23 protein-coding genes and 2 pseudogenes are annotated in these 24,542 nt (G+C 72.8%); 15 read left to right on the forward strand and 10 right to left on the reverse strand.

Annotated elements, in window-relative coordinates; genetic code table 11:
- Positions 1 to 233 precede the first annotated feature (233 nt).
- The 3 genes from ACSLIC_RS15415 to ACSLIC_RS15425 all read left to right on the forward strand — a co-directional run bounded on the left by ACSLIC_RS15415 (position 234) and on the right by ACSLIC_RS15425 (position 6,413).
- Entirely contained in the window at positions 234 to 1,094 is an 861-nt protein-coding gene (locus ACSLIC_RS15415) for a DUF3027 domain-containing protein (RefSeq protein WP_436738268.1), read from the forward strand.
- Positions 1,095 to 1,862: 768 nt separating this feature from the next.
- Positions 1,863 to 5,054 carry a sacsin N-terminal ATP-binding-like domain-containing protein gene (locus tag ACSLIC_RS15420; protein WP_436738269.1) on the forward strand — a complete coding sequence of 1,064 codons (3,192 nt, stop codon included), beginning with the start codon at positions 1,863 to 1,865 and terminating at the stop codon, positions 5,052 to 5,054.
- 498 nt (positions 5,055 to 5,552) lie between these two features.
- The gene (locus ACSLIC_RS15425; RefSeq protein WP_436738270.1) at positions 5,553 to 6,413 is read left to right on the forward strand and encodes a calcium-binding protein; all 861 of its coding nucleotides are present in this window, start codon (positions 5,553 to 5,555) and stop codon (positions 6,411 to 6,413) included.
- A 92-nt stretch (positions 6,414 to 6,505) separates the two neighbouring features.
- On the opposite strand, the gene ACSLIC_RS15430 is transcribed toward ACSLIC_RS15425, so the two are convergent.
- Positions 6,506 to 8,944 carry an HAD-IC family P-type ATPase gene (locus tag ACSLIC_RS15430; RefSeq protein ID WP_436738271.1) on the reverse strand — a complete coding sequence of 813 codons (2,439 nt, stop codon included), beginning with the start codon at positions 8,942 to 8,944 and terminating at the stop codon, positions 6,506 to 6,508.
- Positions 8,945 to 9,113: 169 nt separating this feature from the next.
- Complete coding sequence (locus tag ACSLIC_RS15435; RefSeq protein WP_436738272.1) at positions 9,114 to 9,380, reverse strand: DUF2530 domain-containing protein; 267 nt, start codon at positions 9,378 to 9,380, stop codon at positions 9,114 to 9,116.
- Between the two features lie 323 nt (positions 9,381 to 9,703).
- Here ACSLIC_RS15435 and ACSLIC_RS15440 point away from each other — a divergent pair, with 323 nt between their 5' ends.
- Positions 9,704 to 11,149 (forward strand): NCS2 family permease, encoded by a 1,446-nt coding sequence (locus ACSLIC_RS15440; RefSeq protein ID WP_436738273.1) that lies wholly within the window; start codon positions 9,704 to 9,706, stop codon positions 11,147 to 11,149.
- A gap of 78 nt (positions 11,150 to 11,227) precedes the next feature.
- On the opposite strand, the gene ACSLIC_RS15445 is transcribed toward ACSLIC_RS15440, so the two are convergent.
- On the reverse strand, positions 11,228 to 11,500 hold the full coding sequence (locus ACSLIC_RS15445; protein ID WP_436738274.1) for a hypothetical protein: 273 nt from the start codon (positions 11,498 to 11,500) through the stop codon (positions 11,228 to 11,230).
- Between the two features lie 198 nt (positions 11,501 to 11,698).
- Between ACSLIC_RS15445 and ACSLIC_RS15450 the strand changes: the two genes are divergently transcribed.
- The 3 genes from ACSLIC_RS15450 (at position 11,699) to thpR (ending at position 14,268) form a co-directional block, all read left to right on the forward strand.
- Entirely contained in the window at positions 11,699 to 12,136 is a 438-nt protein-coding gene (locus ACSLIC_RS15450) for a MarR family winged helix-turn-helix transcriptional regulator (protein ID WP_436738275.1), read from the forward strand.
- Between the two features lie 112 nt (positions 12,137 to 12,248).
- Positions 12,249 to 13,595, forward strand: coding sequence for an MFS transporter (locus tag ACSLIC_RS15455; protein WP_436738276.1), 1,347 nt, complete (start codon positions 12,249 to 12,251; stop codon positions 13,593 to 13,595).
- 82 nt (positions 13,596 to 13,677) lie between these two features.
- Positions 13,678 to 14,268, forward strand: a complete 591-nt coding sequence (thpR, locus tag ACSLIC_RS15460) for an RNA 2',3'-cyclic phosphodiesterase (RefSeq protein WP_436738277.1) — start codon at positions 13,678 to 13,680, stop codon at positions 14,266 to 14,268.
- A 243-nt stretch (positions 14,269 to 14,511) separates the two neighbouring features.
- Here thpR and ACSLIC_RS15465 read toward each other — a convergent pair whose 3' ends face one another.
- The gene (locus ACSLIC_RS15465) at positions 14,512 to 15,507 is read right to left on the reverse strand and encodes an aldo/keto reductase (protein ID WP_436738278.1); all 996 of its coding nucleotides are present in this window, start codon (positions 15,505 to 15,507) and stop codon (positions 14,512 to 14,514) included.
- An 87-nt stretch (positions 15,508 to 15,594) separates the two neighbouring features.
- Between ACSLIC_RS15465 and ACSLIC_RS15470 the strand changes: the two genes are divergently transcribed.
- The 6 genes from ACSLIC_RS15470 (at position 15,595) to ACSLIC_RS15495 (ending at position 19,561) form a co-directional block, all read left to right on the forward strand.
- Entirely contained in the window at positions 15,595 to 16,098 is a 504-nt protein-coding gene (locus ACSLIC_RS15470) for a hypothetical protein (RefSeq protein ID WP_436738279.1), read from the forward strand.
- Between the two features lie 31 nt (positions 16,099 to 16,129).
- Complete coding sequence (locus ACSLIC_RS15475) at positions 16,130 to 16,462, forward strand: YkvA family protein (protein WP_436738280.1); 333 nt, start codon at positions 16,130 to 16,132, stop codon at positions 16,460 to 16,462.
- A 234-nt stretch (positions 16,463 to 16,696) separates the two neighbouring features.
- The gene (locus ACSLIC_RS15480) at positions 16,697 to 17,134 is read left to right on the forward strand and encodes a hypothetical protein (RefSeq protein WP_436738281.1); all 438 of its coding nucleotides are present in this window, start codon (positions 16,697 to 16,699) and stop codon (positions 17,132 to 17,134) included.
- Between the two features lie 288 nt (positions 17,135 to 17,422).
- Positions 17,423 to 17,545, forward strand: a complete 123-nt coding sequence (locus ACSLIC_RS15485; protein WP_436738282.1) for a hypothetical protein — start codon at positions 17,423 to 17,425, stop codon at positions 17,543 to 17,545.
- Positions 17,546 to 17,873: 328 nt separating this feature from the next.
- Complete coding sequence (locus ACSLIC_RS15490) at positions 17,874 to 18,542, forward strand: hypothetical protein (RefSeq protein WP_436738283.1); 669 nt, start codon at positions 17,874 to 17,876, stop codon at positions 18,540 to 18,542.
- Positions 18,530 to 19,561: a hypothetical protein gene (locus tag ACSLIC_RS15495; RefSeq protein WP_436738284.1), complete on the forward strand. Its 1,032-nt coding sequence runs from the start codon at positions 18,530 to 18,532 to the stop codon at positions 19,559 to 19,561. The genes ACSLIC_RS15490 and ACSLIC_RS15495 overlap by 13 nt, the downstream gene beginning before the upstream one ends.
- A 31-nt stretch (positions 19,562 to 19,592) precedes the next feature.
- On the opposite strand, the gene ACSLIC_RS15500 is transcribed toward ACSLIC_RS15495, so the two are convergent.
- The 5 genes from ACSLIC_RS15500 to ACSLIC_RS15520 form a co-directional block, all read right to left on the reverse strand.
- Positions 19,593 to 20,363, reverse strand: a complete 771-nt coding sequence (locus ACSLIC_RS15500; protein ID WP_436738285.1) for a hypothetical protein — start codon at positions 20,361 to 20,363, stop codon at positions 19,593 to 19,595.
- Positions 20,356 to 20,658: a hypothetical protein gene (locus ACSLIC_RS15505; RefSeq protein ID WP_436738286.1), complete on the reverse strand. Its 303-nt coding sequence runs from the start codon at positions 20,656 to 20,658 to the stop codon at positions 20,356 to 20,358. Before ACSLIC_RS15505 ends, ACSLIC_RS15500 begins: the two co-directional genes overlap by 8 nt.
- A complete protein-coding gene (locus ACSLIC_RS15510; protein ID WP_436738287.1) occupies positions 20,648 to 20,782 on the reverse strand; it encodes a hypothetical protein in 135 nt (44 codons plus the stop codon). Before ACSLIC_RS15510 ends, ACSLIC_RS15505 begins: the two co-directional genes overlap by 11 nt.
- Before the next feature lie 363 nt (positions 20,783 to 21,145).
- Positions 21,146 to 22,021: a nitroreductase/quinone reductase family protein gene (locus ACSLIC_RS15515; protein ID WP_436738288.1), complete on the reverse strand. Its 876-nt coding sequence runs from the start codon at positions 22,019 to 22,021 to the stop codon at positions 21,146 to 21,148.
- A 191-nt stretch (positions 22,022 to 22,212) separates the two neighbouring features.
- Complete coding sequence (locus tag ACSLIC_RS15520) at positions 22,213 to 22,926, reverse strand: GDSL-type esterase/lipase family protein (protein WP_436740381.1); 714 nt, start codon at positions 22,924 to 22,926, stop codon at positions 22,213 to 22,215.
- A 103-nt stretch (positions 22,927 to 23,029) separates the two neighbouring features.
- Between ACSLIC_RS15520 and ACSLIC_RS15525 the strand changes: the two genes are divergently transcribed.
- Positions 23,030 to 24,049, forward strand: a complete 1,020-nt coding sequence (locus tag ACSLIC_RS15525; protein WP_436738289.1) for a WD40 repeat domain-containing protein — start codon at positions 23,030 to 23,032, stop codon at positions 24,047 to 24,049.
- An 11-nt stretch (positions 24,050 to 24,060) separates the two neighbouring features.
- On the opposite strand, the pseudogene ACSLIC_RS15530 reads toward ACSLIC_RS15525, so the two are convergent.
- Positions 24,061 to 24,270, reverse strand: a pseudogene (locus tag ACSLIC_RS15530) (TetR/AcrR family transcriptional regulator C-terminal domain-containing protein); the annotation flags it as partial.
- Between ACSLIC_RS15530 and ACSLIC_RS15535 the strand changes: the two are divergent.
- Positions 24,271 to 24,519, forward strand: a pseudogene (locus ACSLIC_RS15535) (ABC transporter permease); the annotation flags it as partial. It lies immediately after the preceding pseudogene.
- Positions 24,520 to 24,542: the final 23 nt, after the last annotated feature.

Consider the following 24,542-nt stretch of genomic DNA (forward strand, 5'->3'; position numbering starts at 1 on the left):
CCCGGCTTCCCACGTCGGTGTGGGAGACGGGGCCGCGAGAGGGTAGCGTGCACTCACGCGCTTGCGGCGGTACTCCTGGCCGCGCGCCTCTTCGCGATCCCCCAGAATGGATCGCGTGGGCGTGCCCTGGACGATCGGGCGCGGACGTCGACGCGGCCCATCGGTCCGCTCCGTCCGCTCCCCGTCCCCGCCGCATGCGACTCGTGAGACGGCGTAGGAGAGAAGCGATACCTGTGAGCGCAGCGACAACGCGAAGCCGCACCCCCGACCGCTTGTGCGCCGAGGCGGTCGACCTCGCCCGGACCGTGGCCGAGGAGACCGCCGCACCCGGGGTGGTCGGCGAGCACCTCGCCGTCACCGCCGACGGCGACCGCGTCGCCACCCACTACTTCGCCTGCCACGACCCCGGCTACCGGGGCTGGCGCTGGGCCGTCACCGTCGCCCGCGCCTCCCGCGCCAAGTACGTCACCGTCGACGAGTCCGTACTGCTGCCCGGGCCCGACGCCCTTCTCGCCCCCGAGTGGGTGCCGTGGAGCGAGCGGCTGCGCCCCGGCGACCTCGGCCCCGGCGACCTCCTTCCCACCGAGGCCGACGACCTGCGCCTCGAACCCGGCTGGATCGCCGACGAGGAGCCGCCGCCCAACTCGGCCGTCTCCGCCGACATGGCCGAACTGGTCGAGGCCGAGGACGCCGACCTCTCCGCCGGACCGCCCGCCGACCTGCCCCTCGCCCCCGAGCGCGGGTCCGTCGCCTCCGTCGCCGAGGAACTGGGGCTGCGGCGTTCCCGGGTCCTCTCCCGCTACGGGCTGCTCGACGCGGCCGAGCGCTGGGAGGCCCATTTCGGGGCCGAGTCGGCGATGGCGCAGGCCGCGCCGGCGCCCTGTGTCAGCTGCGGGTTCCTGTTGCCGCTGGCCGGGTCGCTCCGGCAGGCGTTCGGGATCTGCGCCAACGCCTACTCCCCGGCCGACGGCCATGTCGTCTCCCTCGCCTACGGCTGCGGGGGCCACTCCGAGGCGGCCGTCATGCCCACGCCTCCCCGGCCCCCCGACCCCGCCCTGGACGAGACCCGACTCGACCCGCTCTCCCTCGACTAGAACCGGCGCCACTCCCCGCGCGGGCCGCCTGGCCCCGGTGGACCTCCTCCAGCCGCCCGCTTGCCTGACCGTGGCGGTCACGGACTGGCCTCAAGCCCCGGCCGGGCTGTCTTCGGCTGGGCTTCGCCGGATCTGGCGCTGCTCGACCGTGGCGGTCACGGACTGGCCTCAGGCGCCGGCCGGGCTGTTCTGGCGGGCTTCGCCTGGAGTGTGCCGGTCACGGATGGCCTCAGGCACCGGCCGGGCTGTCTTCGGCCGGGCTTCGCCCCGATCTGGCGCGGCGTGACCCTGCCGGTCACGGACTGGCCTCGGGCGCCGGCCGGGCTGTTCTGGCGGGGCTTCGCCCGGAGTGTGCCGGTCACGGGCTGGCCGCAGGCGGCGGCCGTGGCGGTGGGTTTCGCGGTTCGTTCGTCGTCTTGGGCGGGCGGTGCCGCGACCACGCCCCACCCAGACCCATGTGCCGGGGGAACCGCGACCCTGACAGCCCGGCCGGCGTTTGAGGCCAGTCCGTGACCGGCACGGTCGAGGAGCCGCAGACCGGGGCGGAGCGCAGCCCGGCCGGCGCTTGAGGCCACCCCGGCGCGGGCGGGTCGGAGCCCGGCCGAAGAAGGCCCCGCCGGGACTCGCCCCGGTCGCGCGGACTGCCGAAGGACAGCCCCGCCGACCAGGCGGCCACGCGGAAGCGCACCCCCGTTTGGAGCGCCCCGCGCTCCCGGGGCACGCTTGGCCCCGATCAGCAGGCGCAGCCCAGATCCCAAGGAGCAGACGGTGACCCACCCCACCCCCGCCCAGGAGGGCACGGACCCTTTCGGTACCGCCCGCCGCAGGCGGACCGTGCTGGACTCGTGGGCCGCCTCCCCGGCCAGGTTCCGTGAGGACGCCAACGCCGAGGAGGACCTGGTCCTCGGCGGCTACCGCGACCGCCTGGTCGTGGAACTGGCCCAGAACGCCGCCGACGCGGCAGCCCGGGCAGGCGTCGCGGGCCGCCTGCGCCTGACCCTGCACGAGAGCGCGGGCACCCACGTCCTGGCCGCGGCCAACACGGGCGCCCCGCTCGACGCCACCGGCGTCGAATCCCTGTCGACGCTCCGCGCGTCCGCGAAGCGGGCCGCCGCGGCCGGCCCGAGCGTCGGCCGCTTCGGCGTCGGCTTCGCCGCGGTCCTCGCGGTCAGCGACGAACCGGCGGTGCTCAGCCGCACCGGCGGCGTCCGCTGGGACCTGGCGCAGGCCCGTGAGGCCGCCCGCGAGGTCGCCCGCCACAGCCCGGGCCTCGGCGACGAACTGATCCGCCGCGACGAGCAGGTGCCGTTGCTGCGCCTCCCGTTCGCCGCCGAGGGCGCCCCGCCGAAGGGGTACGACACGGTGGTCGTGCTCCCCCTGCGGGACGCGGTCGCCCAGGACCTGGCCGAGCGCCTGCTCGGGGGCGTGGACGACGCCCTCCTGCTCGCTCTGCCGGGCCTGACCGAGATCGTGGTGGAGACCCCGGAGGCGACCCGCGTCCTGCGCCGCCGCGACGAAGAGCCGTACGTCGTGATCGAGGAGTCGGTCGGCGGCGCCGCAACGACCGGCACCCCGGGGCAGACGCGCCGCTGGCGTACCGCGAGAGCCGACGGCCCGCTGGACGCGGCCCTGCTGGCCGACCGCCCGGTGGAGGAGCGGCTGCGGCCGTACTGGTCGGTGGTGTGGGCCGTCCCGGTCGACGCCGAGGGAGCCCCGGTCCGCCCGGCGACCGCCCCGGTCGTCCACGCCCCCACGCCCAGCGACGAGCCGCTGGGCGTGCCCGCGCTGCTCATCGCCTCGTTCCCGCTGGACACGGCCCGCCGCCACGTCGCCCCGGGCCCGCTCACCGACTTCCTGGTGGCCCGCGCCGCCGAGGCGTACGCCGGGCTGCTCGGCGCGTGGCGCCCGGTCGGCCCGGCCACCGTCGGACTGGTCCCCGGTCCGCTGGGCCAGGCCGCCGTGGACGGGGCCGTACGCGCCGCCGTACTGGAGCTGCTGCCGCGTACGGCGTTCCTCGCGCCCGCGCTGCCCCCGGCCGGGCCGGACGAGGAGCCCGACGCCGAGGTGCCCCTGCTGCGCGCCGACCGCCCCGAGGCGCTGCGTCCGATCGAGGCGGAGCTGGTCGAGGGGGCGGGCGAGGCGACCGTACGCGTCCTCGCCGAGGTGCTGCCGACGCTGTTGCCCGCCGGGCTGGAGCGCCGCGCCGAGCTGCGCACCCTCGGGGTCGGCCGGCTGTCGCTGGGCGAGGCGATCGACCGGCTGGCCGGCGTGGAGCGGTCCCCGGCCTGGTGGTACCGCCTCTACGACAGCCTCGCCGGCGTCGACCCGGACCGCCTCCAGGGGCTGCCGGTGCCGCTGGCGGCCGGGTCCACGGCGGGCAGCCCGCGCCAGGTGCTGCTGCCCGGCCCGGCCGGCGACGGGCCGCGGCCTTCCGCGCTGGCCCGCCTCGGCCTGAAGGTCGCCCACCCCGAGGCCGCCCACCCGCTCCTGGAGAAGCTCGGCGCGCTGCCCGCGACGCCGCGCGCGGTGCTCCGCACACCGCAGGTGCGCGCGGCCGTCGCCGAGTCGCTGGAGGGCGACGGGTACGCGCTGCGCGACGACGCCCCCGACGCCGAGGAACTCGCCGAGCTGGTCCTGACCTTGGCCCGCGACGCCGAACTGGCCCCGGGCGACGAACCGTGGCTCGGGGCCCTCGCCCTCCCCGACGAGGACTGCGAACTCTCGCCCGCCGGGGAACTGGTCCTGCCGTCAGGCGAGTTCGCCTCCGTGATGCGGGAGGGCGAACTCGCCATGGTGGACGAGGAGTGGGCCGACCGCTGGGGCGAACAGCCCCTCGCCGCCTGCGGCGTGCTCGCCCGCTTCACTCTCGTACGCGCCACCGACGTGGTCCTCGACCCCGACGAACTGGAGCCGCGCGACTCCGACTTCGCAGAACCGGACGACGTCGGGCTGCTCGACGCCGTGGACGTGTGGTGCGAGGACGTCCTCGACCAGCTGCCCGACGGGCCTGTCCCGCCGGTCGCCACCGAGATCACCGCAGTCCGCGACCTCGACCTCGTCGACGACGACCGCTGGCCCGAGGCGCTCGCTCTCCTCTCCCGCCCGCCGTTGCGCGACGCCCTCACCCAGCCGGTGCGCGTCCTGCTCCCCGACGGCACCACCGAGTCGGTCCGCCCGTACACCGCCTGGTGGTTGCGCGGCCACCCCGTGCTCGCCGGCCGCCGCCCGGCGGGCCTGCGCGCCGCCTCGGGCGACCCGCTGCTGGCAGGGCTCTACGACGAGGTGGACGCGGCCGGGTTCGACGACGCACTGGTGCTGCGCGCCCTCGGGGTGCGCACCACCGCCGCCGCCCTGCTCGACGAACCCGGCGGCGCCGCCGAACTCCTGGACCGCCTCGCCGACCCGGAACGCGAGGTCTCCGCACGCCAGTTGCACGCGCTCCACGGCCTGCTGGCCGAGCTGGACCCCGAGGAGGTGACACTCCCCGACGAACTGCGGGCGGTGGCCGACGGGGTGGTGACCGTCGTGGACGCGCGGGACGCGCTGGTCGCGGACGCACCCGATCTGCTGCCCTTCGCGGCCGGGCGTCCCCTGCTGCCGGTGGCCCCCGCCCTGGCCGCGCGGCTCGCCGAGCTGCTCCAGGTCGGGCGTCTCTCGGAGGCGGTGCGGGTCACCCCCGCGGGGCAGGGGGTGGAGCATCCGGTGCCGGAGGCGGTGCGTGAGCTGCTCGGGGACGAAGTCCCCGCCTCGTACCGGGAGCACGACGAACTCCTCGCCGACGGCGTCGAACTGGACTGGCACCTCACCCCCTCCCGGGTCCTGCACGCCGCCACCCTGGAGGGCGTCGCCGCCGGGCTCGCCTGGGCGGCGGGCCAGTGGCCCCGCCGTTTCGAGGTCGCCGCCCTCCTGGAGGACCCCTCCCGCGCCGCCGAACTCGCCCGCGACCGCTGGTTCGACTGACGGACGCGAGGCAGGCGTACGGCCCGTGGCCCTGGTCGCGGTGCCGTACGCGCGGGCACACGCCGGGCCGTGCCCGTGGGGTGACGCGGTGAGCCGTGCCGCCGACGAGACCAACCGCCGCTCGCCGCGGGCCCGGAACGCCACGGACCGCGCCTCGGCGCGGCCTCTGGACGCCCCCGCGCCGGCGCGCGCCGGCCGTGCCTCACCGCCCACTTCAGCCGGACCTTCCGGGCGGCCTGCGGCGAGCCCTCGCACCACCACCCGCGGAGGCGGCGCGCCGAACGCGCGATGCCCCCGCCGCACGAGGCCGACCGCCCGGTAACCGCCGTCGCGCACCGCTCTGGTCACACAAAAGTCGTACTGTCCTGCAACCCTTCACTTGCCCCAGGTGTCTATCGAGGCGAGTCATGGGACTCGACAGACCTGGCGGCGGTCGCGTACCGCCGGGGTCTGGGGACGGCCTCCACGGGGGGCCCTTCTCCACCTGGGGAAACACACATGCGTATGCGCGCCACCGCGGCTGCCGTCAGCGGCGCCCTGGCCCTGTCCGTCCTCACCGGAGCCGCCGCCCAGGCCGCTCCGGGGCCCGACCGGGAGCGGGCCGAAGTTCCCACCGCCGCCTCGGTGTTCGGCAAGAAGGCGAACTCCGAGGGGCGGACCTTCAAGGCCGCCGCCGCTCCGAAGATCTCCAAGGTCAAGGTCAACGGGGGCAAGGACATCGTCCTCGGCACCACCAAGCTGAAGACGGTCTCCGTCAGCGTCACCGCCTCGCACGCCAGCGGCATCGCCGACGCCTACGTCTACCTCTGGCACGGCTCCACGCCCGAGAAGGCCGACGGCGTGATGTGGCAGAGCGAGGGGTACGCGAGCTGCGAGGCGTCCAGCGCCACCACCTCCACCTGCAAGATGTCCGTCCTGGCCGACCCGCAGTGGGACCTCATCAACAGCCTGGCCGGCAGCTGGAACGTCCTCGTCGGCGTGGACGCCGCCAACGACACCGACTTCACCTGGAACCCGAAGGCCGCCAAGACCCGCGTCCAGCGTGCCTCCCGGCTGGAGACCAACGCCACGCCCGAGCCGGTGAAGAAGGGCAAGACCCTCACCGTCAAGGGCACCCTCTCCCGCGCCAACTGGGACACCTGGAAGTACGCCGGCTACACCCAGCAGTCGGTGAAGCTCCAGTTCAAGAAGAAGGGCGCCGCCAGCTACTCGACCGTGAAGACGGTCAAGAGCGGCTCCAAGGGTGCGCTGAAGACCACCGTCAAGGCCGCCTCGGACGGCTACTGGCGCTGGAGCTTCGCCGGCACCTCCACCACCCCGGCCATCAAATCCAAGGCCGACTACGTGGACGTGAAGTAACCCGGGACTCCGGAACCGCCCGAGGGCCGCTCTCCCTGTCGCCTGCGACAGGGAGAGCGGCCCTCGGCCGTGTCCGGGGAGGAACGGCCGGGTCAGACCGGTATGCGCCGGTCGACGATCCGCCACACCACCTCGACCAGGGCCGCCGCGACCACCGCGATGCCGACCGCCGCCCACGGCATCACCGAGCCGACCAGCCGCAGGGCGAAGAAGTCCTGGAGCCACGGGACGACCAGGACCACGAGGAAGGCGCCGGCCATCGTCGCGACCAGACCGATCCGCCACCAGGTGTAGGGGCGGGCGATGATCGCCAGTACCCAGATGGAGACCAGGAAGAGCGTCAGCGTCGCCGCGCTCGTCTCCGCTGGGAGGGAGTCGGGGCCCGTGTAGTAGGCCCGCGCCGTCATGTACGTGGTGAAGGTGGCGAGGGCGGCGATCACACCGCCGGGGATCGCGTACCGCATCACGCGTTTCACGAAGTGCGGCTGGGCGCGCTCGTTGTTGGGGGCGAGGGCGAGGAAGAAGGCGGGGACGCCGATGGTCAGGGTGGAGAGCAGCGTCAGGTGCCGGGGGAGGAAGGGGTACTCGGTCTGGGACATGACGACGAGGATCGCGAGCAGGACCGAGTAGACCGTCTTGACCAGGAAGAGCGTGGCGACGCGGGTGATGTTGCCGATGACCCGGCGGCCCTCGGCGACCACCGACGGCAGCGTCGAGAAGCTGTTGTTCAGCAGGACGATCTGGGCGACCGCGCGGGTGGCCTCCGAGCCCGAGCCCATGCTGACGCCGATGTCGGCGTCCTTGAGGGCGAGGACGTCGTTGACCCCGTCGCCGGTCATGGCGACCGTGTGGCCGTGCGACTGGAGGGCCCCGACCATGTCCCGCTTCTGCTGCGGGGTGACCCGGCCGAAGACGGTGTTCTCGTCGAGCGTGTCGGCGAGCGCCTCCGGCTCCTTGGGCAGCTCGCGCGCGTCGTACGTCCGCTCCGCCCCCGGCAGCCCCAGCTTTCCGGCGACCGCGCCGACCGAGACGGCGTTGTCCCCGGAGATGACCTTGGCCGCGACGTGCTGCTCCTCGAAGTAGCGCAGGGTGTCGGCGGCGTCCGGACGCAGGCGCTGCTCCAGGACGACCAGGGCGGTGGGCTCGGCCCCGGCCCCCGGGTCGGCGGCGTCCAGGGCGCCCGTGGCCCGGGAGAGGAGCAGGACCCTGAGACCCCGCTCGTTGAGCGCGTCGGTCTCGGCGAGCGCCTCGGAGCCCGGGGACAGCAGGACGTCCGGGGCGCCGAGCAGCCAGGTGCGGTGGGTGTCGTCGCCCTCGTCGAAGGAGGCGCCGCTGTACTTGCGGGCGGAGGAGAAGGGGAGCGTGCCGGTGGTGCGCCAGCCGCCGGGGGCCGGGCAGGCGTCGATGACGGCCTGGAGGCTGGCGTTGGGCCGGGGGTCGCTGCCGCCGAGAGCGCCGAGCACCCGCCGGACGTACGCCTCGTCGGCGCCGCCGAGCGGGCGGATCGCCGTTACGTCCATGCCGCCCTCGGTGAGGGTGCCGGTCTTGTCGAGGCAGACCGTGTCGACGCGGGCGAGGCCCTCGATGGCGGGCAGCTCCTGCACCAGGCACTGCTTGCGGCCGAGCCGGATCACACCGATCGCGAAGGCGACCGAGGTGAGCAGCACCAGGCCCTCGGGGACCATGGGCACGATGCCGCCGACGGTGCGGGCCACCGAGTTCTTGAAGTCGTTCTCGCGGACGACCAGTTGGCTGATGATGAGGCCGACCGCGGTGGGCACCATCATCCACGTCACGTACTTGAGGATGGTGCTGATCCCCGAGCGCAGCTCGGAGTGGACCAGGGTGAAGCGGGACGCCTCCTCGGCGAGCTGCGCCGCGTACGCCTGACGGCCGACCTTGGTGGCGCGGAAGGCGCCGCCGCCGGCGGTGACGAAGGAACCGGACATCACCTCGTCGCCCGGGCGCTTGACGACCGGGTCGGCCTCGCCGGTGAGCAAGGACTCGTCGACCTCCAGGCCGTCGGCCTCGCGCACCTCGCCGTCGACGACGATCTTGTCGCCCGGCCCGATCTCGATGAGGTCGCCGAGGACGATCTCGGAGGTGGAGACCTCGCCCGCGGTGCCGTCCCGGCGCACGGTCGGCTTGGCCTCGCCGATCACCGCGAGACCGTCGAGGGTCCGCTTGGCGCGCCACTCCTGGAAGATGCCGATGCCGGTGTTGGCGACGATGACGAAGCCGAAGAGGCTGTCCTGGATCGGCGCGACGAAGAGCATGATCACCCAGAGGAAGCCGATGATGGCGTTGAACCGGGTGAAGATGTTGGCCCGGGCGATCTCCGCCAGCGAGCGGGAGCTGCGCACGGGCACGTCGTTGACCTCGCCGCGCGTGACCGCCTCGGCGACCTCCGCCGAGGTCAGCCCGGGTTCGGGCGGCACGGGGGGAGGGGCGGTGTCCGGCTCCGCCACTGTGTCGATCCGACTGTTCCCGGAGTCCGAACCCCCGGTGTCCACCTGTCCCCGCTGCGTCATGACACAGACGTTAAGGCCCCCGCCCCCGCTTCACTGCACGAGGGTCCAAAGATCCACCCAGGGTACGAGAACGGGGTGGCACCGACGTAGGGGTACGGCCGCCGCAACCCCGACCGAGGTAGCCCCGCCCCCTACCGGAGGGGTGCTACACGGCGTGCCGCGAAGCGGCTCAGACCCCGGCCCGCGAGGCGGCCGCCGCCGCCCGCTTCAGTGCGGCGTCGCGGCGGCGGACGTACCAGACGCCGAGGCAGCCGAGGCCGGCGCCGGCCAGGCAGGTCCAGATCCACCAGGTGCGGCCGTGGTCGGAGAACCAGCCGTAGAAGGGGAGCTGCGCGAGGAAGAGGACGAACCAGATGATCGTGCCGCCGGTGATGGTGGCCACCACGGGCCCTTCCAGGGGTTCCGGTGCCTCGTGCCGGGGCGTCCACTTCTTCATGCCCCCAGCTTACGGCCGGCCCCGCCGGTCCCGCGCGGAGCCCGCCGGGCCTTGTGGCTTATGCCTCTACGCGCGGAGATAGCAATTTCGGGTTCATGTATTCATACTGAAACGGCTTGGGGCTGACTGTTTTCTTTCGTAGGAAGACACAAGGGCCGCAAGTATCGGTAGGTTTCCGCCCCCGGCCGGGTTGATCCGCCGGTCACACCGTCGTGACCCGGAGGACATGCCTGGCTGATTCTGTGCGGTCACCGCGCACCCCCCGTCCCCTCGTACGGGCCTCCCGCCAAAGAGCCCGTACGCCTCGCACCCCTGAGGTTTCCATGCCCACCTCGGCCCCTGCCCAGGACGCCACGTCCGAGCAGCCGAACCCGCCGTCCGGCGCGCTCGACCGCTACTTCAAGATCTCTGAGCGAGGTTCCACGATCGCCCGCGAGGTGCGCGGCGGTTTCGCCACGTTCTTCGCGATGGCGTACATCATCGTGCTGAACCCGATCATCCTCGGCAGCGCCAAGGACATGTACGGCCACCAGCTGGACAACGGCCAGCTGGTCACCGCCACCGTGCTGACCGCGGCCCTCACCACCCTGCTCATGGGTGTCATCGGCAACGTGCCGGTGGCCCTGGCCGCCGGACTCGGCGTGAACACGGTGGTCGCCCTCCAGCTCGCGCCCCGGATGAGCTGGCCGGACGCGATGGGCATGGTCGTCCTCGCCGGCTTCGTCGTCATGCTGCTGGTCGCCACCGGGCTGCGCGAGCGGGTCATGAGCGCGGTACCGCTCGGCCTGCGCAAGGGCATCGCCATCGGTATCGGCCTGTTCATCATGCTGATCGGCCTGGTCGACTCCGGCTTCGTCTCCCGCATGCCGGACGCCGCGCAGACCACCGTCCCGCTCCAGCTCGGCGCCGACGGTCACCTCAACGGCTGGACCGTGCTCGTCTTCGTCCTCGGGGTGCTGCTGACGCTGGCCCTCCTGGTGCGCAAGGTGCCCGGCGCCATCCTCATCTCCATCGTCGCGATGACCGTACTGGCGGTGATCATCAACGCCGTCGCCGACATCCCGTCCTGGGGCCTGACCACGCCCGAGTGGCCCGGCAACCCGGTGGCCACCCCGGACTTCGGCCTGATCGGACAGGTCAGCCTCTTCGGTGGATTCGCCAAGGTGGGGCTGCTCACCGGCATCCTCTTCGTCTTCACCGTGCTGCTGTCGTGCTTCTTCGACGCGATGGGCACGATCATGGCGGTCGGCGACGAGGCCGAGCTGACCGACGCCAAGGGCAACATGCCCGGCATGAACAAGGTCCTCTTCGTCGACGGCATCGCCGTCGCGGCGGGTGGCGCCTCGTCCTCCTCGGCCACCACCTGCTTCGTGGAGTCCACCGCCGGAGTCGGCGAGGGCGCCCGGACCGGCTTCGCCAACATCGTCACGGGCGGCCTCTTCACGATCGGCCTCTTCCTGACGCCGATCGTGACGATGGTCCCCTCGCAGGCGGCCACCCCGGCCCTGGTCGCGGTGGGCTTCCTGATCCTCTCCGGCTCGATCGGCGCGATCGACTGGACGGACTTCACCATCGCGATCCCGGCCTTCATCACCTTCATGATGATGCCGTTCACGTACTCGATCACCAACGGCATCGGCATGGGCTTCATCAGCTTCTGCGTGCTGCGCCTGGCCGCCGGCCGCGGCCGCTCGGTGCCCGTGGCGATGTACGCGGTCTCGGCGGTCTTCGCCTTCTACTACCTGATGCCCGCCCTCGGCCTCACCTGACGAGGCCCCGGTCCGCGCCCCCGGTCGCGGGCCGGAGCGGCACCGGCCCGGTCCGCCCGGCCCCCGCGTGTGCGGGGGTCAGGTGGGCCGGGCCGCGCCGTTCACGGCCCCGTCCTGCGCGGCGGGCGCGGTCTCGTCCCGTACGTCCCCGGCGCCGGCCGCGCCGCACTCCTCGTCCCCGTAGAACTTCTCGGTCTCCTCCACCGCCGTCTGGAACCGCTGGTCGAAGTCGTCCCGGATCATCGTCCGCACGACGTAGTCCTGGACGCTCATGCCGCGTCTGGCCGCGTGACCCCGAAGACGTTCGAACAGCTCTGAGTCCATGCGCAGGCTGAGTACGTGGGTGTCCATACCTGTCAGGGTCCCCGCACGTCTGGCGCGATCGTGCCGCTTTTCGTGCCCGCCTCACTCTTTCGGGTGACGACCACGTGCCGGTCGGGAGCCCGCCGGGTGAGGCTGGTCACTCCTACGGAGGGCGTCCGGTCAGAGCCCGTGACGCCCGCCACCGCGAGTGGTCTTTAGGCACAGTAATGAGTTACTCTAACGACCATGCTGGACCTCACCCATGGCGAAGACGCCGACGCCGTGAACGCACTGCGCTCCTCCGTCATGCGCCTCTCCCGCCGACTCAAGCATCAGCGGGTCGACGAGTCGCTGAGCCCCACCGAGATGTCGGTCCTCGGGACCCTCGCCCGCTGCGGCACCGCCACCCCCGGCGAACTGGCCCGCAGAGAGCACGTGCAGCCGCCCTCCATGACGCGGATCGTGGCGCTCCTGGAGGCCAAGGGCCTGGTCCGGCTGGAGCCGCACCCCGAGGACCGCCGCCAGAAGGTGGTCACCCAGACCGAGGTGGCCGAGGCGATGCTGGAGGAGAGCCGTAGCAGGCGGAACGCCTGGCTCGCCTCCCTCGCCGCCGAACTCGACGAGGACGAGTGGGCCAAGGTCCGCGCCGCCGCCCCCGTCCTGGAGAAGCTCGCCCACCTCTGACCCGCGCCCCGGCCGGGCAGCGACACCGCAGGACCGGCAGCAACAGCAGGACCCAGCAGCACCGATCGACGAAGAACGGCCTGACATCCCCGACACGAGGAGGCGACGTCCTTTGAGTACGGGACCCGGAGCAGACTCCGCCCCCGCACCAGCCGCCCACGAGACCACCCCGCCCGCCCCCAAGCAGTCCATGTTCAGCTCGCTGAAGATCCACAACTACCGGCTCTTCTTCGCCGGACAGGTCATCTCCAACACCGGCACCTGGATGCAGCGCATCGCCCAGGACTGGCTGGTCCTGACCCTCACCGGGTCGTCCGCCGCCGTCGGTGTCACCACCGCCCTCCAGTTCCTGCCGATGCTCCTCTTCGGCCTCTACGGCGGTGTCCTCGTCGACCGGCTGCCCAAGCGCCCGCTGCTCCTCCTCACCCAGGCCGCCATGGGCCTCACCGGCCTCGCCCTCGCCGGGCTGACCCTCACCGGCCAGGTCCAGGTCTGGCACGTCTACGTCACCGCGTTCGTCCTCGGCCTCGTCACCGTCGTCGACAACCCGGCGCGGCAGACCTTCGTCAGCGAGATGGTCGGACCCCGCCAGCTCGCCAACGCGGTCTCCCTGAACTCGGCCAACTTCCAGTCCGCCCGCCTGGTCGGCCCGGCCGTCGCCGCCGTGCTGATCAGCGCCGTCGGCTCCGGCTACGCCTTCCTCATCAACGGGCTCTCCTTCGCCGCACCCATCGCGGGACTGCTGATGATGCGGATGGGCGACCTGCACCGGGCCCCGCGCGCCCCGCGCGGCAAGGGCCAGCTCCGCGAGGGCCTCAGGTACGTCGCCGGGCGGCCCGACCTGATCTGGCCGATCGTCCTGGTGGGCTTCATCGGCACCTTCGGGTTCAACTTCCCGATCTGGCTCTCCGCCTTCGCCGACAAGGTCTTCGACGGCGGACCCGGCATGTACGGCACGCTCAACACGCTGATGGCTGCCGGCTCCCTGGCCGGCGCCCTGCTCGCCGCCCGGCGCGGAGCGGGACGGCTGCGGCTGCTGGTCGCCGCCGCCGTGGGCTTCGGCATCCTGGAGGTCGTCGCCGCCTTCGCGCCGTCCTTCTGGATCTTCGCCGTCCTCATGGTGCTGACCGGCATGTTCGGCCTGACCGTCAACGTCACGGCCAACTCCTACGTGCAGATGGCCACCGAACCGCAGATGCGCGGGCGCGTCATGGCGCTCTTCATGATGGTCTTCACCGGCGGCACGCCGCTGGGCGCCCCGCTGCTCGGCTGGATCACCGACGAGTACGGCGCCCGTACCGGCTTCGCCGCCGGCGGTGCCGTCTCGCTGCTGGCCGCTGTCGCCGTCGGCCTGGTCCTGGCCCGCGTCGGCGGGCTGAAGCTCAAGGTCGACCTGCGCCGGGGCCGCAAGCACATCCGGTTCGTGCCGGCCGAGAAGCGGCTGACGGCAGCCGCCTGACCGCACCCCGGGGCCCGCACACGGCCGCTCCCCACGCCGGGGAGCGGCCGTCGCCGTACCCGGGGCCCGGCAGACTGCGCCCATGGCCAGTCCCGCGCCCCGCCCCCGCCTCTTCGTCGCCGTCGTGCCGCCCGACGCGGTCCTCGCCGACCTCGACCGCGCCACCGCCGCGCTGGACGCCCTGCCCGGCGCCGACCGGCTACGGCGCACCGAGGCGGGCGGACGCCACCTCACCCTCGCCTTCCTCGGCCCCTGCGACCCCGCCCGCCTGGACGGCCTCGCCGAGCGGCTCGCCCGGGCCGCACACCGCACCGCGCCCTTCCCGCTCGCCCTGCGCGGCGCCGGCCGCTTCGGCGACCGCGTGCTGTGGGCCCGCCCCGACGGCGACCTGACCGCCCTCGGCCGCCTCGCCGACCGGGTCCGCGCCGCCGCCACCCGGGCCGGGCTGCCGCCCGACGCCGAGCACGCCTTCCGGCCCCATCTGACACTGGCCCGCGCCCGGCCCGGACAGCCCGTACGGCTCGCCCCGTACACCGAGGCGCTGGCGCGGTTGGCGGCCGGGCCCTGGCAGGTCACCGAGGTGCGGCTGGTCCGCAGCGTGCCACCGCCCGGGGGAGTGCCCGGGGCCCGGCCGACGTACGGGACGGCGGGGCGGTGGCCGCTCGGCGGGTGACGGGTGACGGGTGACGGGTGACGGGCGGGGCGTGGGGTCGGTCACCCCGGGCCCGGGCGGGGCCACCGGGCCGTTAACCTCGTAGGCGTGGACCCCAAGACCAGGAACCGGATCATGGCCGGTGTGCTTGTACTGATGTTCGCCGTCGTCGCCGTCTCGGCGGCCGTCGGCGCCTGACAGGTACGCGCGACAGCGCCCCCGGAGCCGTACGGCTCCGGGGGCGCTGTCGCCGCGTGGCCGCTGTCACCAGGCGAACGCCTCCGGGGACGGCCCCGGGCCCGGGAAGATCCCGTCGAGCGCCGTGAGCAGTTCCTCCGGCAGCTCCAGGCCGACGGCGCGGACCGCCGAGGCGAGTTGCTCTTCGGTGCGCGGCCCGACGATCGGCCCGGTCACCCCCGGCCGCGACAGCAGCCAGGCCAGCGCCACTTCACCCGGCTCCAGACCGTGCTTCTCCACCAGGTCCTCGTACGCCTGGACCTTCGCGCGGATCGTGGAGTTGGCCAGCGCGTCGCCCGAGCGGCCGGCGGTGCTGCGCGCCCCGACGCCCTCCCGCTCCTTGCGGATGGCCCCGCCGAGCAGCCCCCCGTGCAGCGGCGACCAGGCGATGACGCCGAGGCCGTACTCCCGGGCGGCCGGGACGACCTCCATCTCCGCGCGGCGCTCCGCGAGGTTGTAGAGGCACTGCTCGCTGACCAGGCCGAGGCTGCCGCGGCGGGCCGCCGCCTCGTTGGCCTGGGCGATCTTGTAGCCGGGGAAGTTCGAGGAACCGGCGTAAAGGACCTTGCCCTGCTGGACCAGGGTGTCCATGGCCTGCCAGATCTCGTCGAACGGGGTGCGCCGGTCGACGTGGTGGAACTGGTACAGGTCGATGTGGTCGGTCTGGAGCCTGCGCAGGCTGGCGTCCACCGCGCGGCGGATGTTGAGGGCGGAGAGCCGGTCGTGGTTGGGCCAGACGTCGCCGTCCGCGCCCATGTTCCCGTAGACCTTGGTGGCCAGGACCACCTTGTCGCGGCGGCCCGCGCCCTGGGCGAACCAGGTGCCGAGGATCTCCTCGGTGCGCCCCTTGTTCTCGCCCCAGCCGTACACGTTGGCCGTGTCGAAGAAGTTGATGCCGTCGTCGAGAGCCGTGTCCATGAGGGCGTGGCTCTCCGCCTCGCCGGTCTTCGGCCCGAAGTTCATCGTGCCGAGCACGAGGCGGCTGACCTTGAGGCCCGTACGTCCGAGCTGCGTGTACTCCATGGCTGACAGCCAAGCTCCTCCGGTGGACTCCAGGCAAGGGGGCCGGACGGCGTGGCTTCGCCGGAGTGCTGTGGCAGGCTCGGTCCCATGACCGAGACGACGGGGGCCAGGCCCCACCTGCTGGCACTGCTGCGGGAGCGGCTGGCGGCGGCCGGCGACGAGGAGCGCGGCGCGCTGTGGCGGCTGGCCGAGGACGGGCGGGAGCTGGACGCCAACCTGGTGCGGCTGGCGCCCGGCGCGGTCGTCGGCGAGCACCGCGAGTCCGTCCTGGACGTCCTGCTGGTGGTCGTGGCCGGAAGTGGCCGGGTCGACCCGGACGGCCTGGCACTGGAGGAGTCCGCCGTGCTGTGGCTGCCGCGCGGTGCCCGGCGCGCCTTCACGGCCGGGCACCGCGGCCTCGCCTACCTCACCGTCCACCGCCGCCGCCCCGGCCTCACCATCGGCTCCGCCCCGCCCGGCGCCGTCCGCGCCCCCGAGCCGCCCGGCGGCGAGCCGCCCTGCTTCACGGACCGGGTCTGCCCCGGCTGCGGCCGTGTCTCCGACGACCCGGCGCCCCTCTTCTGCTCGCGGTGCGGCGAAGAGTACCCGTGAGCCGCCTGCCCGACGGGGCAGGAGCGGCCCCATGAGCACCGGCCAGTGGATCGCCCTCGCCGTGGTCGTCGCCCTGGCGGGGCTGGCGGCCGTCCTCGTCCTGCTGGTCCGCGTCTTCCGCGCCCGCAGACTCCTCGCGGACGCCGGCGTCCCGCTCCAGAACAAGGCCCTGTTCTGGACCGCCGTCGTCTACGCCGTCTCCCCCGTCGACCTGCTGCCCGACCCGATCTACCTCGACGACGTCGGCTTCCTCCTGCTCGCCCTGCGCTCCCTGCACTCGGCCGGCGCCCACGCCGTCGCCGCCCGGCGCGAGAAGCGGGCGGCGACGGGGCCGACCTCCCCGGCCAAGGACCTCAAGGGTTAGATCAGGACGTTCTCGCTTGCGCAGCGCGTACCCCGGGAAGGTGCCGACGCCCGTCGGGTAGACGATGTCCGAGACGTCGTACGCGGCGTGCGGGAACAGGTCGGGGGGCGGCTCGGCCAGGCGGGACCGCTCGCTGACCGGCGCGGCGGCGGAGGCGTGCTTGACGTGGGACGAAGCTGCTGGCAGCGTGCCCAGCGACATCCGTCGCCGTCCCGCAGACCATCGGGGGAACCCGTGCCCAAGCGAACACCGCGAGGCCGGACCGCCGCCCTCCTCCTGTGCGCCCCGCTGCTCACTCTCACCGCCGCCTGCGGCTCCGGCGACGACGCCCCGTCCCCCCGGCCCACCGGCACGTCCGCCATGCCCGCGCCCAGCCCCGCCACGACCGGGCCGGGCGGGCCGCTCACCGGCGTGTGGGACAAGGCCGACCCGGAAGCTCCGGCCACCCTCACGGTCAGCGACGACGGGGCCGTCACGCTCACGGCCGAGGACGCCACCTGCAACGGCGAGGCCCAGCGCGCCGGTCGCACCGCGTACACCGCCGACCTGACCTGCACCTCGGGCCCCGACCGCACCCTGACCCTGACCCTGCCCGACGCCGACCCGGCGCAGACGCTGACCGTCACCGGCGAGGGCAAGCGGGGGCCGGGGACCTACGAGCGGACCACCTGAGCACGGGCCTGAGCGCGCTCCCGGCAGAGCCGGTCCCCCTCGGCTGAGGACCGGTCCGCCGGGAGTCTCGTCGCCCAGCGGCACGGGCCGCTCCGTGGGGCCGCCCGGATCAGCGGATCACTGAGCTGGAGATCCGTTTCCCCGTCAGCGTTCCGCTGTTGAGGGTGCGCGTCCTCTTCGGCGCGATCGGGGTGCCACCGCCGCGCGAACGGCGGATTTGCGCCACATCGTCGTCACGGGTGTTCTGGCTGGTCGGATTCGGGCCGGAGGGCTGGACGGCAGGTTCCGGTGGCCGCTGATGACGACCTGGAACTGGCCGATCTTCGTGTCGTCTTGAAGACGTGGACGTACGGGTACGAACGGGTGGCCGCTGCCCGGACGGCAGCCGGGGAGACCGGGGCGGCCGTCTGAGCGGCGACCGATACGCCGCCTGCCATCGCCAACGCCATGGCGACGGCGCCCGAGGGGCGTGCCCTTCCGACGTCAAACCCCTTCCCCGCAAGGACGTTTCGAGGCCGCGTTGCCCTGGAGGAATTTCCGAGAAGCAGGGGTGATCGCCAGCGGCGTATCGGTCGACGGCCGCGCACCCATTCGGTCGATCAGTGAGAGGGGCGCCGTACGAGGGGAAGCTTTCGGCCTCTGTGGCGCATCGCGCCCACGAGGCGCCTGGCGAAGGCAAATGGCGCGGCGTTAACGTCAGTTGCCTCAGTCCGAACTTTCGTCCCACCGGGAGTCACACGTGAACCGCCGAACGTTGCCCGCCCTCACCGCGCTCGCCACGGCGACCGCACTCCTCCTGACGGCTTGCGGAGGGGAGTCGTCCGGGCCGGACGACAAGATCCCGGGGGCGGGGGAGAGTTCCGCGAAGGCTTCGCCTTCGGCGGGTGAGGAGGAAACGGGTGCGGACGCGATCGATCGGCCGGAGATGAAGTTTCCCAAGGACGTTGAGCTCGAGTTCAACTGGGAGAAGCCTTCAGGCGCCGAGGAGGCCGCTGTCCTCGGCGATACCCAGGAGTACTTGAAGGCCGTCATCTTCGGAATTACGGAACAGGACCCGGAGAGTCCGGCCTATAAGTTCTACTCGGTTCCTTCAGGATCGGGAGCTGAATACGCGAAGGAGCAGATCGAGAGTACGGTCGATGCCGGGTACAGCGTTACGGGTGTGCAGCGCTTCAGTGCCGCCAGGGTCAAGCTGATGAAGAACTCCCTGGCCTCCGTTACGTACTGCCAGAACGAGGACGAATTCTTCAACAAGGAAGTGGGTTCCGGCAAGACATTGAAGGGTGACGCCAAGGCGTCGAACACCTTCCACTTCCAGATTGTTCTTGAGGAGGCGAAGAAGATCAAGGGTTTGTGGCGAGTCAAGGCGATCGAGGGGAGCAGGGGGGCCGTTGAATGCGCGGGGTAATAATCAGGGGCACGCTGGTGGCCGCTACCTCTGGGGCCCTGCTGATGGTCTTCGGTGGGCCCGCCGTAGCTGGGCGAGTCATCGACGCCGAAGGCAAGCAGAAGAATGGTGATCTCGCGGCGCAGGTGGCGGTGATCGAGTATGACACTTCCAAGAACGGTAGTGGGGCCTTGGCTGGGCCGGTTTCCGCTGTGCAGACGGATTGGAGCCCCCCTCCGTGCTGGTATGCGCCCAAGTGGAGCCCGGATGAACTGAGCGACTACTACCAGCGGATGCACAACGGGATGCGTAACGACCCGGGGATTCCTCCGGATGCTGCGAGCCAGTGGAATGAGGAGCGGCGCAACTACATCGATGGGGACTATGAGGATTTCAACAGGGAGAAGAAGGGGGAGGGAATGTGGTGGGGTGCTGTTCAGAACCCAAACGCTCCCCTGGATGAGCAATTCACCTGTAGTCGCCTGCCTTTCTGGGCCGACAACGGTGAAACCCCCGATGTCGAGAACATCATCACCCCTGAGATTCTGGCCGGTCTTGCCTACGAGCAGATCAAGGTGCCCGGGACCGAGGTGATGCTTGCTCCTGGTAAGAAGAGCAAGGTGAATCTGCCGACCTGGGCTTGGTTGGACGGTGGGGAGTTCAAGCCGGTTTCGGTGACGGCCTCGTTGGCGGTGGGTGGGCTGGACATGTCGGCGACGACGACGGCGACGCCCAGGTCGTTGAAGATCGAGCCGGGGACGAAGGACGCGCGGCTCCACCCGGTGTCGGGGGAGTGCGTCATCAACGGTGACGGGTCGATCGGGGAGCCGTACGCCAAGGGGAAGGCGGATCGGGAGCCGCCGTGCGGGGTGACGTATCTGCGTTCGTCGGGCGGTGCGTCGTACGCGATGGAGGCGACCGTGACCTGGGAGATCAGCTGGACCGGGACCGGGGTGGCGAATCCGCAGGCGTTGCCGGACGGGACGTTCGGCAACGAGCAGGCGGTCGAGGTCGAGGAGATCCAGTCGGTCAACCGCTGACGGGTGGGGGCGGGGGCCGGGCTTCCGCCTCCTATCCGCTCGTGCGCGTGAGTCGTACCGCCTGTTCGGTCACCGTCGATACCTCGAACTCGACACCGGCGAACTCCACGGCGTACCCGGGCCGTAGGTCCTCGTAGCCGGCGACGGGTACGGAGGCGCAGTTGGCGTCGATGCCGGCGGTGCCGGTGTCCGGGTGGACGTAGGCGACGGTGACGGACAGGCCGGTGGGGAAGCGCTGGACGCCGCCGTTGGCGAGGAGGGTGAGGGTGTCGCCCTGGGCGGGGAAGCCCTGGGAGGCGGCGGCCAGGACGGTGGGGCTGGTGGTGAAGCAGAGGGCGTCGTCGGCGGCGCCCCGGCGGGGTTCGAGCGAGGCGGGATCGGCGGCGAGGGCGGTGCGGGCCTTGGCCGACGCCGGCTCCAGGGCCACGCGGTGGGCGCAGATCTGGCGGACGGTGTAGGCGTGGCTGGAGACGGTGACCTTGGCGCCGGGTGCCACTTTCCACTGGTCCTGGCCGGAGGCGTACGTGGCGCCGTCGCGCAGGGTGGCCGTGCGCTTCGTACCGTCGGCGGTGGCCTCCGCGTACTGCACGCCGCCCCCGCCGGGCAGCTTGAAGCCGCCTCCGCGCAGGACGTGGACGGAGTCGCCGGTGTCCTCGCCCACGCAGGCGGGGCCTTTGTCCCGGGCGGCCGGGGTCGCCCTGCCGCCGTCGCCCTCGCCGCCGGTGTCGGGAGCGGTGCCGCACCCGGCCAGGGCCAGCAGCGCCAGCAGGGCCGCTCCCGTGCCGCCGCCGTACCTACGCATCGGCGCGCTCCAGGACGATCCGGGTGCGGTAGTCGACCTCCGCCACCCGCCAGAGGTCGCCCGTGATCTCGACGGTGTCGCCGGGGGTCAGGTCGTCGTGCTCGATGAGGGGCAGGTCCGCGCAGCTGATCTGGATACGGCCGTGCACCGATGGGCGCGCGGAGTTCGTCGCCACGAGCCGGTGGGTGCGGCCTTCGCGGGTGACGGAGTGGGGGATGTGGTAGCGCGGCGCCCATCGCCCGTCGCCCTCGAAGGGGTACTTGGCCTGCGGAACAGCATCGTCGTCAGGGGACATCGAACGCCTCGGGGTAGTGGAAGTACTGGTCGAGCTGGTCCTGGCTCACGGTGATCGGCGCGTAGTCCTGCACGCCCCAGGGATTGCCGAGGATGACCTTGCCGTCGGCGGTGAAGCCTCGCACGTAGTACGCGTGGTTGGTGTGGTAGGTGCTGCCCCACTCCTCGGGGTGGTTCTTGTCGAGGCTCTCGTCGTCCGGTGTGGGGAGGGTGACGACCTGGCCGGACTCGTGCGCCTCGCGGAGCCGGCCGCGATGTCCTGGTCCTGCCCCTGGCCGAGGCTAGGGGACCAGGACGCCGCTGGCGCAGCATACGAGGGCCTGGACGGTGTGGGGGTCGGAAGGCCGCCGTCCTTTACGTGTGACGCACAACCGGCACAACCGGCACATCCGGCCGCCGGTGCGGCGCGGCGAACGGCGGCGGGCGCCCCGCCCCGGACGGTGACGGTGGTCCGGGGCGCGGCGCCGGGCGGGGGCGGGAGGCAGTGGTCAGGCGGTGGCCCTGAGCAGAGGGATCAGGGTCTCCTCCTCGTAGGTGAGGTGGTCCTCCAGTTCGCCGATGAGGCGGTCGACGTCCGGGAGGAGGTCGGCCGGGGTGGCGTCGGTGCGGTCGAGGGTGGCGCGGAGCGCGGTCAGGAGGGCGGCGATGGTCTCGTGCTCCTCGTGGAGGCGGTCGAGGGCCGGGGCCAGGTCGGGGTGCTGCTGGGCCATGGCGGGGAACAGGCCCCGGTCCTCCATGGTGTGGTGGAAGTGGAGGCCGTCGCAGGCGGTCAGGCAGTTGACCTTCAGCTGGGCCGCCAGGGTCGGGCCGGACGCGGCGAACTCCCGGCGGACGATACCCAGTTCACGCCGGAAGGCGTCGTGGACGGCGAGCAGCACGGCCGCCGGGACGCCGTCGGCGGGCGGGCCGGCGTCGATCCGGGTGAGGGCGACCACGGGGATGGTCCGGGTGGTCTTCCGCTGGTACGCGGTCCAGCCCGGGTCGGCCTCGGCGGCGCGGGCGTAGAGGTGGTCGCGTTCCTCGCCGGTGAGGATCTCGGCGCGCGCCTCGTAGGTGAAGGTGCCGTCCTCGACGGTGAGGACGGGGTGGGCGACCAGGTTGTGGTACCAGGCGGGGTGGTGCGGACTGCCGCCCGCCGAGGCGATGATCAGGACGCGGTCGCCGTCGGGCAGGTAGCTGACCGGGCTGGTGTGCGGGCGGCCCGAGCGGGCGCCGGTGGTGGTGATCAGGAGCAGGCGGCCGCCTTCGAAGGGGCCGCCGACCTTGCCCTGATTGGCGCGGAACTCGTCGATCACACCCTGGTTGAAGGCGTGGATCGGGTGGGGTTCGGGCGTGGCGGAACCGGTGGTCGTGGTGGTGGTCAAGAGGGTGGGCCTTTCTCCGGGCGCGGCGGGCACGCGGCGCGGGAGCGCGCGGCGGCGGGCGGGGTGGAGAAAGGTGAAGGGCGGGGCTCGTCCCCGCCTCCGCGTCAAGCGGAGGCCGGGTGCCCTACTCGTGAACGGCGCGAGGCCGACCCGGCAGTCATGGCCTCAGAGTAGCCCAAGTGTCGTGAGAATCAGGCGAGTTGTTCCGGCGCGTGTGATTCCGGAAGACCCCGGTACGGCCCCCCGACGCCCCATGCCTGGTGCAGCGCGTCGGCGAAGGCGGCGGCGATGCGGTGCTCGCCGGTGGGGCCGGGGTGGGTGCCGTCGTAGGTGTCGGCGTCCAGGGTGTAGCCCGCCGGGTGGGAGGCGAGCAGCAGCGGGGAGCCGGGGTGGTCGAGGTCGGCGACGGCCTTGGCGAGGAGGGTGTTGAAGCGGGCGCAGTCGTCGGCGAAGAACGGGTCGGTGCGGGCGCGGATGTTGGGGATCACCGGGAGGATCACGGCGCGGACGTCAGGCTTGGCGGCGCGGGCGCGGGCCAGGAAGGTGCGGGCGTGCTCGGCGGTCTCCTCGGCGTGCGCGTAGAAGCCGAGGTCGATCAGGCCGAGGGAGATCAGCAGCACGTCGGCGCGGGTGGTGGCGACGACCGGCTGGATCAGCGGCGCCATGTGCCGCCACCCCTCGCCCCAGCCCGCGAGGTGGCGGCGGGCGGCGCGGGGGAAGTCCGGGTCGGCGTACGCCTGGGAGGCGTCGGCGCCGTCGCCCGCGTACAGGCCGGTACGCGGGCCGGTGACGGTGTACGCGCCGGGGCCCAGGGTCCTCTCCAGGTGCTGCCACATCCGGTGGCGCCAGGTGAAGTCCCCGGCCCGGCCGACCGTCATGGAGTCGCCGACGAAGAGGAAGCGCATGGGCAGCATCATCCCCCAGCCGGCCGGGGCCGGGGACGTGAGCCCGGCCACGACCGGCTCGGCCAGGGCCACGGGCGGCCCCGGTACGTAGCAGACTGGGGCCATGAGCCGCCGTACCCGCACCGCCCGCCGCCGGCCGGTGGCCGCCGCCGCCCTCGCCGCCGGGGCGGTGCTGCTCCCGGCGGCGCCGGCCTCGGCTGCGTCGGGGGCGGACCAGGAGTTCACCATCGAGGACCCCCGGATCACCGAGTCCAGCGGACTGGCGGCCAGCCGGAAGCACCCGGGCGTGTACTGGACGCACAACGACAGCGACGACGGCGCCTATCTCTACGCCGTCGACTCGCGCACCGGGAAGACCGTCGCCACGGTGACGATGACGGGCGTCGGCGAGCCGCGGGACGTCGAGGCGCTCTCGCTCGGCCCCGACGGCGACCTCTACGTCGGCGACATCGGCGACAACCTCGGCGGCACCTGGGACCACGTCTGGATCTACCGCCTGCCGGAGCCGGCCGAGCTGCGGGACCAGACAGTGGCCGCCACGCAGTTCACCGTCCAGTACGAGGGCGGGCCGCGCGACGCCGAGGCGCTGATGGTCCACCCGAAGACCGGGCGGGTCTACATCGCCTCCAAGAAGCAGAGCGGCGGCAGGCTCTACGAGGGCCCCGAGAAGCTGTCCGCCCAAGGCGTCAACCTCTTCCGCCCGACCGGCGCCGACGTCGACTGGGTGACCGACGGCGCGTTCTCCCCGGACGGCTCCGAGCTGGTCCTCCGCTCCTACCTGGGCGCCAAGGCGTACGACTGGAAGGGCGACGGCCACCTGGGCGAGCCCCGGCGGCTCTCGGCGCCGCTGCTCGGCCAGTCGGAGTCGGTGACGTACACCGCCGACGGGGCGGGGCTCATGTACGGGGCGGAGGGCGCGCGGAGCCGGGTCGTCCGGGTCGACGTCGAGAAGCGCGACGACGAGGGCGAGGCGCCGCAGGGCGGGGCCGCCTCGGGCGAGCCCGGGCGGGGGCGGGCCGGCGGGGACGAGGAGAAGCCGACCAGCACACTCGGCCTGGTCGCGGTCGGCGCGGTGGCGCTGGCATGGCTCGGGGTGCGCAAGGGGCGGCGCGGGGCGAAGTAGCCGCCCGTCCGTCACTTCCCGGCGCGCCGATCCGCCACCAGGGCCTCGAACCCGGCGACGAGGCGTTCCAGGCCGAAGGCGAAGTGGTCGAAGCCGGGGGCGAAGGTGTCCTCGGAGAGGGAGGCCATCAGGGGGCGGGCGCCACTCTCCGTGGCGGCGTTGAGGTACGGGACCTGGGCTCCCCGGAACTCCTCCTCCGCGAGCCCCGAGGTACGGGCCGCCCGTTCACCATGGTCTCCAGTGTCTTCGTCGCGCCCTCGACCATGCCCGACTGGCTCGGCGCCGTCGCCGCTTGGAACCCGATCTCCTCGACCGCGAGCGCCACCCGGGAACTCTTCGGCAACCCGGTCGGCGCGGACGCCACCTGGATCAGTCAGAACGCCCAACTGATCGCGTTCGTATGGCCGTTGGTCATCACAGCCGTCTTCCTGCCGCTGGCGGTGCGGAGGTTCCAGCGGCTGGGCCGCTGAGCGGAAAGTGCGTGCGGCGCGGC

The organism is Streptomyces sp. BBFR102 (genome assembly GCF_051397025.1).
Lineage (GTDB): Bacteria > Actinomycetota > Actinomycetes > Streptomycetales > Streptomycetaceae > Streptomyces.